General features: G+C 63.5%; 14 protein-coding genes. 7 read left to right on the top strand and 7 right to left on the bottom strand.

The features are described from left to right. Positions 1–98: 98 nt before the first annotated feature. The 5 genes from MUB52_RS13995 to MUB52_RS13975 form a co-directional block, all read right to left on the bottom strand. Complete coding sequence (locus MUB52_RS13995; protein WP_263844857.1) at positions 99–737, bottom strand: SDR family NAD(P)-dependent oxidoreductase; 639 nt, start codon at positions 735–737, stop codon at positions 99–101. 4 nt (positions 738–741) lie between these two features. Next, positions 742–1,167, bottom strand: a complete 426-nt coding sequence (locus MUB52_RS13990) for a DUF1178 family protein (protein WP_263844856.1) — start codon at positions 1,165–1,167, stop codon at positions 742–744. A 63-nt stretch (positions 1,168–1,230) separates the two neighbouring features. Then, positions 1,231–1,701 carry an NUDIX hydrolase gene (locus MUB52_RS13985; RefSeq protein ID WP_263844855.1) on the bottom strand — a complete coding sequence of 157 codons (471 nt, stop codon included), beginning with the start codon at positions 1,699–1,701 and terminating at the stop codon, positions 1,231–1,233. Positions 1,702–1,798: 97 nt separating this feature from the next. Continuing rightward, positions 1,799–2,575, bottom strand: coding sequence for an EcsC family protein (locus MUB52_RS13980; RefSeq protein WP_263844854.1), 777 nt, complete (start codon positions 2,573–2,575; stop codon positions 1,799–1,801). 42 nt (positions 2,576–2,617) lie between these two features. Beyond that, entirely contained in the window at positions 2,618–3,124 is a 507-nt protein-coding gene (locus MUB52_RS13975) for a GNAT family N-acetyltransferase (protein ID WP_263844853.1), read from the bottom strand. Positions 3,125–3,212: 88 nt separating this feature from the next. Between MUB52_RS13975 and MUB52_RS13970 the strand changes: the two genes are divergently transcribed. Beyond that, positions 3,213–3,815, top strand: a complete 603-nt coding sequence (locus MUB52_RS13970; RefSeq protein WP_263844852.1) for a flavin reductase family protein — start codon at positions 3,213–3,215, stop codon at positions 3,813–3,815. 101 nt (positions 3,816–3,916) lie between these two features. Beyond that, positions 3,917–4,744: an endonuclease/exonuclease/phosphatase family protein gene (locus MUB52_RS13965; protein WP_263844851.1), complete on the top strand. Its 828-nt coding sequence runs from the start codon at positions 3,917–3,919 to the stop codon at positions 4,742–4,744. Positions 4,745–4,883: 139 nt separating this feature from the next. Here the strand turns inward: MUB52_RS13965 and MUB52_RS13960 are convergent, their stop codons facing one another. Further along, positions 4,884–6,518, bottom strand: a complete 1,635-nt coding sequence (locus tag MUB52_RS13960; protein ID WP_263844850.1) for a SulP family inorganic anion transporter — start codon at positions 6,516–6,518, stop codon at positions 4,884–4,886. 208 nt (positions 6,519–6,726) lie between these two features. Here MUB52_RS13960 and MUB52_RS13955 point away from each other — a divergent pair, with 208 nt between their 5' ends. From MUB52_RS13955 to MUB52_RS13935, 5 genes are all read left to right on the top strand, one after another. Next, the gene (locus tag MUB52_RS13955; protein ID WP_263844849.1) at positions 6,727–8,424 is read left to right on the top strand and encodes a hypothetical protein; all 1,698 of its coding nucleotides are present in this window, start codon (positions 6,727–6,729) and stop codon (positions 8,422–8,424) included. A 96-nt stretch (positions 8,425–8,520) separates the two neighbouring features. Continuing rightward, positions 8,521–9,393, top strand: coding sequence for an S-methyl-5'-thioadenosine phosphorylase (locus MUB52_RS13950; protein WP_263844848.1), 873 nt, complete (start codon positions 8,521–8,523; stop codon positions 9,391–9,393). Further along, entirely contained in the window at positions 9,390–10,061 is a 672-nt protein-coding gene (locus MUB52_RS13945) for a DUF2927 domain-containing protein (RefSeq protein WP_263844847.1), read from the top strand. Before MUB52_RS13950 ends, MUB52_RS13945 begins: the two co-directional genes overlap by 4 nt. An 89-nt stretch (positions 10,062–10,150) precedes the next feature. Further along, a complete protein-coding gene (locus MUB52_RS13940; RefSeq protein WP_263844846.1) occupies positions 10,151–10,774 on the top strand; it encodes a LysE family translocator in 624 nt (207 codons plus the stop codon). Further along, the gene (locus tag MUB52_RS13935) at positions 10,771–11,301 is read left to right on the top strand and encodes an adenine phosphoribosyltransferase (RefSeq protein ID WP_263844845.1); all 531 of its coding nucleotides are present in this window, start codon (positions 10,771–10,773) and stop codon (positions 11,299–11,301) included. The genes MUB52_RS13940 and MUB52_RS13935 overlap by 4 nt, the downstream gene beginning before the upstream one ends. Before the next feature lie 56 nt (positions 11,302–11,357). On the opposite strand, the gene MUB52_RS13930 is transcribed toward MUB52_RS13935, so the two are convergent. Then, complete coding sequence (locus MUB52_RS13930) at positions 11,358–12,773, bottom strand: FAD-binding oxidoreductase (RefSeq protein ID WP_263844844.1); 1,416 nt, start codon at positions 12,771–12,773, stop codon at positions 11,358–11,360. Positions 12,774–12,775 lie beyond the last annotated feature (2 nt).

Genomic DNA, 12,775 nt, shown 5'->3' with positions numbered 1-12,775 from the left:
CCCTGCCTTGATCGCGGCGGGTTTACGCTGTGGCGCCGGGAAGAACAAGCCACCGCGGTGCGGTGTCACTGTGCCATCGTGCCGACAACAGGCGGCGGTCAATAGGGGTGGGGGCGCCCATCCCAGGTCTCGAAGGTGCCGGTGCGCGACAGCTCCAGCGCATCGAAGCGCGCAACCAACCCGGCAACGGCGTCCGCCACCGTGATCTCGGCCGCGGCGCCACCCATGTCGGTCTGAACCCAGCCAGGGTGATAGATGCCCACGGCGATCCCCTCGGCCATCAGGTCGGTCGCGAGGTTCCGACCGAGGTTCAGCGCCGCCGCCTTCGACGCGCGGTAGATGTAGCTGCCGCCCGGCGCCCGTTCCGAAGACGCCATTTGCGAAGAGATGATGGCCACCTGCGCGCCTTTTGCCGCGCGCAGGTTCGGCAACAGCGACTGAACCGAGAGGAAGACGCCAGTGACATTGACGGCGAAGGTCTCGGCCCATTGCTCTGGTGGATAGCCGTCCTCGAGCATCTGACCCTTGTCGAGGTAGACGCCCGCGTTGCAGATCAGCAAATCGACAGCGGTGCCGCCCAGGCTTTCAGCAAAACGCGCATGGCTGGCGGGGTCGCTCACGTCGAGCCTGTGCGCGCCATCTCGCGTGGTTCCGATCACGTGATCGCCGCGTGCCGCATAGGCAGCCGCCAGCCCAGCCCCGATGCCGCGGCTCGCGCCGGTGATCACAACGGTCATGGGATCAATTCGCTTTTCGGTTCGGCAGAAATGGCAGCGGTGCGACGGGAATGCCGTCTTCGATCAACCTTTTGGCTTCGGACGCGTTGGCCTCGCCATAGATCGACCGCTCCGGGCTCTGGCCGAGGTACATCGACCGCGCTTCTTCGGCAAAGCGCCCGCCCACATAGTCGGAGTTCTCCTCAACATGGCGGCGCAGAGCGGCGATGGCCTTCTCGCCTTCGGTCTCGGCCTCGCGCAGTGCCGGCGTGTCCTGAGACCGGGTCGGCACCGAGACGCGGGGAGACATCACCGCCTTGTCCACAGCATCGGATCCGCAGATCGCACAGGACATATGGCCCGCGTCCTTCAGCGCATCAAACGCCGCCGCGGACTGAAACCAGCTGTCGAAATCATGACCCTGATCACATCTGAGCGCATATTGAATCATACGCAGAGACTACTCCTGCATCCTTACCAAGCCCTTATCACATGGGGCAGCGGCGCTGGCGGGTCAAGTTTGTCCGGACAGCGGGGGTGGGTCAAAATCGCGCAGGATCCGGGCAAGCTCCGGCTCGGAGACAAGCCGCGCGGCCTTCTTGCGTGACATCCACTTGCGCCTGCGCTGACCAACCTCGGGATACTCCGCGGCAAGTGTCTTGACCTCGACCGCGTAGACCATCGCCAGGCAGGGCAGCGCGCCGAGATCATCCGCATCCTTGCTAAAGGAGAAGATGCCCAGACAGCGGCCGTCGGTGCGGCCTTGCACTCCGGCCTCTTCCCAGGCTTCCTGCTCGGCACAGGCCGCCGGGGTCAGCCCATCGATCGGCCAGCCCTTGGGCACGATCCACCGCTTCGTCCCCCGCGACGTGATCAACAGCACTTGGACCTTGGATTTCCGAACCCGGTAGCACAGAGCCGCAAACTGGGTCCGCACGTCGCGCTTGCCTGCACCAGACAGAAAAATCGGCAATTGCTTAATCATGGCTCGATCACAATGACTTTCCGGGCAGCGTTATGTCCCCCCGGTGACTCCTTCGACTATGCCCCAGTTGTCGTGATTTGCCCAGAAAACAAAGAGATTATCTGTTGCGCGGCTCGGCAACCGCGCGCGAGGTCACCCGATGCCGCAAGCGCGCCACCAGGTCCTCCACCGGCACATCCGCGTCGATCGCCAGTTTGCGTAGGCCGAAATGCACATGTGCCATTTCCTGGTAGTAATTGGTGTAGGTGTAGTTCATCGCGGCCCCCGCCACGGCGCCAAGCAGCGGCACCGTCTGGGCGGCAAGCTTCTGGCCCAGAACCGTGGCAAGCCGCGGCGCCACGCGGGCAATGATGCCCTGCAATGCGGTGCCCGTCAGCGTGATGCGCGCGGACAGAAAGCCAAGATCGGCACCGTCATCATCCGCGAGCGGACCCGCCGCGGCGAACACCTCGATGCAATCGAATTGAACACTCTCGGCGGCCGAATCAAAGCCGTGCTCGACCGCGACCCCCTGAATGATCCGCAGCAGCAGAGTTGTCGTCACCGGCAGCTCGGCCAGGGCCGTGGGCAGACCACCCGCACCGCCCGCAGCCCCCATGGCGGTGCCAACGGCGGTATTGAGCCAGCCCTTCTGGTCAGGTACGACGCCACGGCTGCTGTGGGCCACTTTCATCGCCTGTTCCAGTGCGCGGCGCGTCGCGTCCTGCAGCCCTGACCGGGCCTGCGCCGGCAATCGCTCAAGCAGCCCCTCGGCGCCCCCACCCACCAGGTTGATCAGATCGACAGCGCTATTGCCTGCACGGCGGTAGCGCTTTGCCAGCCGGTCAAGCTCGGCCTCCACATTCACCGCTCCAATCTGCGTTATCTCACTCATCCGGGCCCTCCTGTGCCCAAGATGGGGAGCGGCGAGGCGATGTCAATCGGGCGGCAGAGCCTCGCCCTGCCATCGGCCGACCTCCCCGGACACGCCATGCCAGGCCTCCGGCCGCAGGGGCCGGCCCAGCACGCGCTCGGGATTGGTGGGAGGAGGCATGACGACACCCGGCAGTTTCTCGAACCCGAAACGCCGGTAGTAGGGCGCGTCCCCCACCAACATGACCCGAGCCCACCCCTGCCGCCCGGCGCGCTCCAACGACAAGCGGATGAGGTCGCCGGCCAGCCCCTCGCCCTGGCGCGTCGGATGCACCGCGACGGGGCCCAGCAAGAGGCTCACGGCCCCCGACACGGTCACCGGCCAGAACCGGATGGCGCCTGCGAGTATGCCATCGCCATCGCGTGCGACATGACAGAGATAGCCCACCGGCGCCACGTCATCGCGCAGCCGGTAAGACGAGAGCGCCTCGCGGCCCGGTGCGAAGCACAGATCGAACAGCGCCTCGATCTCATAGAGATCCTGCGGGGTTTCTGCTGAAATCCTGTACATCAGACTGCAAGTCGTCCCGCCTCGGGTTTCCGGTGGTCCGCCCGTAGCACATGCGTTACACCGGCTGCAAACACCTCAGGAGCCCGTAATGTTCTACCGCCCATCCGAGGGCCATGGCCTGCCGCATAACCCGTTCAACGCCATCGTCAGCCCCCGCCCCATCGGCTGGATTTCGACGCGCGATGTGCAGGGCCGCAACAACCTCGCGCCCTACTCCTTCTTCAACGCCGTGGCCTACGTACCGCCGCAGGTGATGTTCGCGTCCACCAGCAGCAAGCCCGATCAGGCCGACACCAAGGATTCGGTCGCCAACATCCGCGAGACCGGAAATTTCTGTGTGAACATCGTGGAATACGGCATGCGCGACGTGATGAACGCCTCGTCCGCACCGCTCGGCAAGGATGAGGACGAATTCGCGGTGGCCGGCGCCACCCCGGTGGACTGCGAGGAGATCGACTGCGCGCGGGTTCAAGGTGCCCCTGCTGCCCTCGAATGCCGCATGACTCAGATCGTGAAGCTTGCGGGCGAGAGCAACTTCGTCGTGTTCGGCGAAGTGGTTGGCGTGCACATCCGCGACGACACCCTCGTTGAGGGCCGCTTCGATGTGCGCAGCTTCCAACCGCTGAGCCGTCTTGGCTATCACGACTACGCGCGTGTCACGGAGCTTTTCGAGTTGGTCCGCCCCGGCTGAACCGCCGGTCGCGCAACAGGTGCCTGTCCTGTGCTATGCTGGTTGCATTGATGCCGTGCAGTCGGCACCGCGACCTGCACGCATATTTAAGGAAAGGCACCATGACCAATTTCAATCATTCGATTATTCGCGCGGCCGTCTGGAATCTGGCCGGATTCACCCGGCCGGGGCGGCCCATCGGCATCTCGGCACGCTCAAAAAAGGCGGAAAAGCAGGCGGAAGGTCTGGCCCTCCTCGATGCCGAATTCGTCACGCTCATCGAGGTCTCCCCGCTGAGTTACATCGAAACGCTGGTCGAGAAGCTGAAAGCCTTCGGCGTCGACTACAACCACACGATCCTGCCCCAGAAGAACGGCAATATTCATATCGGTTTCCTGCACAAGCCAGGCATCGAAGTCACGAACCCGCGCTTCATCGAGGGCTCGGAAGGCGACTATGGACGCGGGCGGCAGGCGCTGGCCGTAGACATCAGCATCGCGAAGCTGAAGGCCATCGTGATCGGCGTGCATCTCAAGTCGGGGCGCGACCGGGACGAACAGAAGACGCGTGACAGCCAATGCAAGGTGATTGGCGAGCACATCACCAATATCCACAAGACGCCCGGGCTGAAGCGTCGCGCGATCTTCCTCATGGGCGATTTCAATATGATCCCCGGGCAGGATGTCTCGAACTTCCACTATCTCGGGGGCGAAGACGTGATGGACTTCGTCTCCTCCTGGGATCTGCAGGACCGCTTCTCGCATATCCTGGAGAAAGGCCGCGCCAACCTGCTCGACGGCTTCGCGGTCAGCCGGAACTTCTCCACGGATTACATCAAGGGCAGCCTGCGGCTCTTTCCGATGCACTGGACCATGGACATGGGGCGCGAGGCCTTTCGGCGCAGCGTCTCCGATCACTTGCCCTTCGTCGCAAGCTTCAAGATCTATTGAAGGCGCTTCAGCAAAGCGAGGATGCGGACAAGTGGGTTTGTTCGGCACACCTGCGGTCCGCACCGCTCACCAGTCGCGCACCAAAACGGGACGGCGGGCGGGGCGCCTTGGCCCATTGGGCCAACAGCGCCGCCTGCCGTCAGTGACCGCCCAGCATCCCGGTCCGTACCGAATAATCCACCGCGAGCGCATAGTCCGGATCGTCGTCGCTATCGACCATCAGCTGACCCGCCTTGTTCAGCAGCCGGTGACAATCCCGGCTGAGGTGCCGCAGCATAAGCGTCTTGTCGGCCGCCTCATACTTGGCGGCGATCGCCTCGATGGCCTGCAACGCCGATTGGTCCACAACCCGGCTCTCGGCAAAATCCACGATCACGGTGTCCGGATCTGCCGCCACATCGAAAAGCTCCATGAACCCATCGGCGGATCCGAAGAACAGCGGGCCGTGTATCTCGTAGACTTTGGCCCCCTTCTCCGTGTGCGACTCGCGGGTTGTCGCATAGATACGCCGCGCATTGTTCCAAGCGTAGGCGAGCGCACTCACGATCACCCCCACAACCACCGCAACGGCGAGGTCTTCCATCACCGTTACAACCGTGACAAGCAAGATCACGAAGGCATCCGTGAACGGCACCTTCCGCAAGATCGTGAGGCTGTTCCAGGCAAAGGTCCCGATCACCACCATGAACATCACGCCAACCAGCGCGGCCAGCGGAATCTGCTCGATCAAGGGCGAACCGACAAGGATAAACAGCAGCAAAAACACCGCCGCGGCAATCCCCGCGACCCGCGTGCGCCCGCCCGACTTCACGTTGATCATCGACTGGCCGATCATCGCACAGCCGCCCATGCCGCCAAAGAAGCCGGTCACCGTATTGGCCACGCCCTGCGCGATACACTCTTGGCTCGCACCGCCCCGCTGATTGGTCATGTCGCCCACCAGGTTCAGCGTCAGCAGGCTTTCGATCAACCCAATGGCCGCAAGGATCACCGCATAGGGCAGGATGATCTCGAAGGTCTCCCAGGTCAGCGGCACCATCGGGATATGCAAGCTCGGCAGCCCGCCCTGAATGGAGGCCAGATCGCCCACCCGCGGCACCTCCAGCCCGAAGACAATCACGATCGCCGCGACGATCCCGATCCCCGCCAGTGGCGCCGGGATCGCCCGCGTGATCCGCGGCATCACCCAGATGATCGCCATGGTGACCGCCACCAGCGCCAGCATGAGGTACAGCGGCGGGCCCGACAGCCACTCTCCGCCGCCGATGCCATGCCCGGTGTTCTCCATCGTCCCCGGTACCTTGAACTGTCCGAGCTGCGCCAGAAAGATAACGATCGCGAGCCCGTTCACGAAGCCCAGCATCACCGGATGCGGCACCAGCCGGATGAACTTGCCCCACTGCATCACCCCCGCAAAGACCTGCAAGAGCCCCATGAGCACCACGGTCGCAAAGAGGTATTCGACCCCATGCGTCGCTACCAGCGACACCATCACGACCGCCAAGGCACCGGTGGCGCCCGAAATCATCCCCGGGCGCCCGCCGATGAGCGCGGTGATCAGCCCCACAAGAAACGCCGCATAAAGCCCCACCAGCGGATGCACACCCGCGACAAAGGCAAAGGCCACCGCTTCGGGCACCAGCGCCAGCGCCACCGTCAGCCCTGAGAGCAGCTCGATCCGCAGCCGCTGCGGCGAGAACCCGTCCCCCGGCATCCAGCGCAGATCGGTGACGTCAAGATTTTTCGTAAAGGTGCTGAACGTGGTCCGCGCCATGCAATAGCCTCAAATTCTGCCTGAAAAGAAACGAGCCGAATGGGCCCGGAATGCGGCTCCCTAGACGCTTTGCCCCCAAAAGGAAACCCCGTCGTCTTGCAAGACCCGGGTGACGATTTCAAGAATATGCGCCACAGTGAGGCGGCACACGCTCGCAAACACCGCCTTGCGGCGCAGTTTTAAGCAATTTTTTGAGCACCTGACCGTTATGCCCCTGATCCGCACCCGCGCCGACATCGACGACATCCTAGGCGGCCCCACCCCGGCCGAAGAAGAACTTCTAGCCCGCTGCCTCGCAGGCGAGCCATGCCACCTCGGCGACGAAGTACCGCTGAAAGGCACGCCAGACCCGCAAGTCCACATCCGCGCCGACGTCCTACGCTACCTCATCACCGGCGGTTGCGAGGAGCATCCGACCGCCGACTGGGGCGTCGACGTTTATGGTGCACATGTAACCGGCCTCTTGGACCTGAGCCTCGCCACCGCGCGCGGGGTGACGGGTCTGATACTTTGCAGATTTGAAGCGCCAATCCTAGCTAGGCAGGCCAACCTGCAACTTCTCATTCTAAATCACAGCGTTTTTCCGAGGCTAAACGCGCAAGGTGCACAGGTGACCGGCGATGTCTTTCTCCGCGACACAACCGCCGAGGACACCGTTGATATTGGCGGTGGCATTATTGGCGGGCAACTGGCATGTGATAACTCCGAGTTCAAAGCAACCTCGGGCCACGCTCTCAATTTCCAAGGCACGCAAATCAACAGCGATGTCTTCCTTCGTGACATAGTCGCAAAGAGTACCGTTCATCTCGCCGGCTCCACAATTGGCGGGTACCTTGATAGTACCGGCGCTAGCCTCAAACCTGCATCCGGCGATGCATTGAATGCACATAGTGCGCGGGTGAGGGGAAGTATCGTTTTTCGCAATATCGAGGCAACGGCAACTGTCAATATCAGCGGCGCTACTATTGACGGGCAGCTTTCCTGCATGGGGGCAGGCTTCAACGCCTCCTCGGGGACGGCTCTAGGTGCCCAAGGAGCACAGATAGCTGACGGTTTTTTCTTCCGCGATGTAACTACAGACGGAGGTTTAGTAGATCTGAACTCAGCACACGCCGACACTCTGGTGGACGATCCAGGTAGTTGGCCTTCCAAAGACAAACTCATTCTTGACGGCTTCACCTACACGCGCATTGAGAATACTGCGTTCCCACGCGTCAAAGACCGGCTTGACTGGTTGGCCAAGGGCAGCACTTGGGGCCACGAGTTCCTTCCCCAACCCTACGTGCAGTTAGCCAAGGTCTACCGCGAGATCGGCCACGATAAGGACGCGCAAAGCGTTTTGTTCGATCTTGAAAGGCAAAGGCGAAGGCATCACAGAGAGCAAAGCCGCATCGCACCCACGGGCGATATTGACGTCGCCTTGAAAGGGCTATGGCGTGATATGACAAACCTCTGGCGCCTCGCAATTGACCTCTTGCTGCGTTTGATCGTCGGCTACGGCATCCGACCCTTTCGAAGTCTTTGGATCTTGGGCGGGATGACGCTGCTCGCAACGTGGCTGGCGCATATGGCGTGGGAGGAAGGCAGCATGGCTCCGAACTCCGCAGTTATTCTGACATCGGACGATTGGTCGGCATTGGAAAACACGGTTCCGAGTCCGGCTGAAACCTGGTCTGCCCGAGACGGTCCGGGACGCGACTGGGCCACCTTCAACCGCTATGCCTACGGGGCCGATCTGGTGATCCCGATCATCGATCTGGGCCAGACAGACGCGTGGGCACCATCAACCAACCGCGAGGTTTGGGGGCAGCGGCTTTGGCGCTATGGGTTTTTCCTGTCCATTGCCGGCTGGATCGTTACCGCTCTGGGAGCGGCCGCTATCACCGGCATCATCCGGCGGGAGTGACGCGCGCGCCGCTCACCAAAAATCAAATGTCCCACCCCATTGATTTCACCGTGCATTCCCGCCAAGATCCGCCCTGCAAACAAACGGAGCCGCCTCATGACCGCACCCAAGATCGCCGTGATCGGCGGCTCTGGCATTTATGATATCGACGGGCTGGAAGGCGCCCGATGGACCACCGTCGAGACGCCCTGGGGTGCACCGTCGGACGCCATCCTGACCGGCACGTTGGGCGGAACCGAGATGGCCTTCCTGCCGCGCCACGGCCGCGGCCATATCCACAGCCCCACCACCGTACCCTACCGCGCCAACATCGACGCGCTGAAGCGCTTGGGCTGCACCGATGTGATCTCCGTCTCCGCCTGCGGGTCGTTTCGCGAGGAGATGGCGCCGGGCGATTTTGTGCTGGTCGATCAGTTCATTGACCGCACCTTTGCCCGCGAGAAGAGCTTCTTCGGCACCGGCTGCGTCGCCCATGTCTCCGTCGCGCACCCCACCTGCCCGCGCCTCATGGATGCCTGTGAGACCGCCGCGAAAGACGCGGGCATCACAGTGCATAAGGGCGGCACCTACCTCGCCATGGAAGGCCCGCAGTTCTCTACCCTCGCGGAATCCAAGATGTACCGCGAACACTGGGGCTGCGACGTAATCGGCATGACCAACATGCCGGAGGCCAAGCTCGCCCGCGAAGCCGAGCTTTGCTACGCGTCTTGCGCCATGATCACGGATTATGACAGCTGGCATCCGGATCACGGCGAGGTCGACGTCACGCAGATCATCGCCACGCTCATGGGCAACGCCGAGAAAGGCCGCGATATGGTGCGCCGCCTGCCCGCGATCCTCGGGCCAGAACGTCCCCCCTGCCCGCACGGATGCGACCGCGCGCTGGAGCATGCCATTCTCACCGCGCCCGAGGCGCGTGACGCAAAGTTGGTCGGCAAGCTCGACGCCGTGGCAGGCCGTGTGTTGTGATCCGCGCGCGTCTGGCTGCGGCACTCTGCATCGCACTGCCGGCAGCCGCGCAAGACTATGTCTCGGTGCCCGAGGGGCCGCTGCCGGATGAGGATTTCTACCGCCTGGTGGCCTGCTCCGCCCCGCCGGGGGGCGCCTGTAAGGACCCGATTGTGCGTTGGCCCGCGGCAGTTGCGGCGAATCTCACGGTCGGAGTTGTTGCAGTCGACCCCGACTTCCCAACCTCACGGCAGGCCCTCATCCGCGACGCGCTCTCGAACGCCATCGACGAGATCAACGCCGCCGATGTCGGGCTGGTGCTGCGGCGCCCACCGGACGGTACGCGGCCGGATATCGCCGTTCACCTCGTCGCGCTGACCGAGAACGCGCGGCTCGACGGCAGTATCGACCCCGAGCTTGAGGGTGTCGAGATCGGCGCGGGCTACGTGCACGTCTGGTGGAACAGCCGCGCAGAGATCACCCGCGCCATCATCCTCTTCGCCCGCGACATCAGGCGTGAAGACATCCCGTCCATCGTGCTGGAGGAGTTGGTTCAGGCGATGGGGCTGCTGACCGACATCGACAATCGCTGGTACACGACGCGGTCGATCTTCGCCGAAAATGGCAACACGCTGACCCGGCTGCAGCCTCAGGATATCATGGCGTTGCGCCGACACTACGCTGAGTGAGCGCATCGCCGGCCAGCCCCGATATTCTCTTGACGGCACGGCATCGCCACGGGTCTAACTGGACCGGTTGATCTGCAACGGAGACCCACATGCCTCTTGATCTCTGGCTGACCTTCGTCGCCGCCTCGACCGCCCTCCTGCTCATCCCCGGGCCCACGGTGCTGCTGGTGCTCAGCTATGCGCTGAGCAAGGGCCGCTCTGTCGCCATTGCCTCTGCGGGCGGTGTCGCCTTGGGGGATTTCATCGCCATGAGCGCCTCGCTTGCCGGCCTCGGCGCAGTGGTTCTGGCCTCCGCCACCCTCTTCACACTCCTCAAATGGGTGGGAGCGGTCTATCTTGTCTGGCTCGGCATCAAACTGATCCGCTCAGCGCCCTCGCATGGTCTGTCTCTGCCGACCGCCGAGATCAGCGCCCGTGGCGTCTTCGGTCACGCCACAACAGTGACCGCGCTCAATCCCAAATCCATCGCCTTCTTCATCGCCTTCGTGCCGCAGTTCATCCAGCCGAGCGCGGCGCTGCTGCCGCAGTTCGCAATCCTGATTTCCACGTTCTGCACCCTGGCCGCGATCAATGCGCTGGCCTATGCGCTGCTGGCCGATCGCATACGCCGCACCATCGAGCGACCGAGCATCATCGCCTGGCTCACCCGCGCCGGCGGCGCCACGCTGGTGGGCATGGGCGTGCTCACAGCCACCCTTCGGAGAGCCACATGAAAACCGTAGCCGACTACATCCGCACCATCGTCGATTTTCCCCATGAAGGGATCATGTTCCGCGATGTGACGACACTCTTCGCGGACCCGCGCGGCTTCCGCATGGCCATCGACCAGATGCTGCACCCCTATGCGGGCCTGCAGATCGACAAGGTCGTGGGGCTGGAGGCGCGCGGCTTCATCCTCGGCGGCGCCATCGCGCACCAGCTCTCCGTGGGCTTCGTACCAATCCGCAAGAAGGGCAAGCTGCCCGGAACCACGATCAGCCAAGACTACAAGCTGGAATACGGTGAGGCCATCGTCGAAATCCACGACGACGCCATCACCGCAGGGGAAAAGGTACTGGTCGTCGACGATCTGCTCGCCACCGGCGGCACGGCGGAAGCCGGTATCAAGCTGCTCGAACGGCTGGGCGGTGAGATCGTCTCCTGCGCCTTCGTCATAGACCTGCCGGATCTCGGCGGGCGCAAGCGTCTCGAAGCCATGGGCATGGATGTGCACGCGCTCTGCGCCTTCGACGGGCTCTGAGCGCCCAAACCAAATCCCGGAGGGATTTGAAAAACATCACGTGGCGCGTCAGCGCCTCAATTTCGCAAGACAGCGCCCGGGTTCATGATGCCCAAAGGATCCAGGGCTGCCTTGATCGCGCGCAGCGCCGAGAGCTTCGCCGGATCGCCATAACGCTCCAGATCCTCCACCTTCAACCGCCCGACCCCATGCTCCGCACTGACCGAGCCCCCCAACCGGTGCGCCAGATCATGCACCGCTCGCTGCAGCGCCGCCCGCTGGTTCGCATGATCCGCCGCGCGGCCACCCGGCTGCGAAAACACATTGTAATGCAGATTGCCATCGCCCACGTGACCGAAGCAGTTGATCCGGAAAGCGCCGATCTTCGCGATCTCTTCGCGTCCCACCTCAATGAACTCCGGGATCGCCCCAAGCGGCACCGAGACATCGCTGGAGATCACAGCGCCCACCCGCTTGTTCGCTTCGGGGATGTGTTCGCGTACCGACCAGAATTCACCCGACTGCTGCACGCTCTGCGCGATCACACCATCCAGCGTGAGGCCAGCCTCAGATGCCGCGATGAAGAGTTGCTCCAGCGCACCCTGCGGATCCAGACCTGCCACAAGACCCACTTCGATCAACACCGACCAGTCCGGACGCGCCGCAAACGGCTGCCGTACTTCGGGTACCGTCTCCGCCAGAAATGCCAGCCCCTGGCCGCTGATCAGTTCGAACCCGCTCACCAACTCACCCAGCTGCGACTGCGCCAAGGCAAGCAGTCCCAGCGCTGCCTTGGGCGACGGCACCACAAAAATCGCGGTGCCCCGCGCGGCCGGCTTCGGGCTCAGCTTCAGCGCCGCCGCCGTGATCACGCCTAGGGTGCCTTCCGACCCGATCAGCAGGTTGCGCAGATCATAGCCCGTGTTGTCCTTGCGCAGCCGCTTCAGCCCGTGCCAGATCTGCCCGTCCGGCAGCACGGCCTCCAGCCCCAGGCACAGCTCCCGCGCATTGCCATAGCGCAGCACCGCCGTGCCGCCCGCATTGGTCGCCAGATTACCGCCAATCCGCGCTGAGCCTTCCGAGGCCAGCGACAGTGGGAAGAGCCGGTCCGCCGCCTCCGCCGCCGACTGCACATCAGCGAGCACCGCGCCCGCCTCGCAAATCAGCACGTTCTCCTGAGGGTAGACGCCCCGGATCGCCGCCATCCGCTCCAGCGACAGGATCACCGGCAACGGCCCCTCGGGCGAGATCTGGCCGCCAACCAGCCCTGTGCCGCCGCCATAGGCCACGACACCGACCCGCGCCTCACCGGCCAGCCGCACCACCGTTGCCACCTCGTCGACCGAGCGCGGCAGCACCACCAGCGTCTCACGGCCCTGATACCGCCCACGCGGCTCTTCCAGATAACGCGGTTCGGACGGCCGCACCGCATCCTGGGGCAAATGCTGCCGCAGCAACGCATCAAAGGCGGAATCGGCGGAATTCAGATCCATAC

It is taken from the genome of Roseobacter sinensis, assembly GCF_025755255.1.
GTDB classification, from domain to species: Bacteria; Pseudomonadota; Alphaproteobacteria; order Rhodobacterales; family Rhodobacteraceae; genus Roseobacter; species Roseobacter sinensis.
Note: the sequence above shows the minus strand (reverse complement) of the source record. Positions and strands in the feature narration are given on the sequence as shown.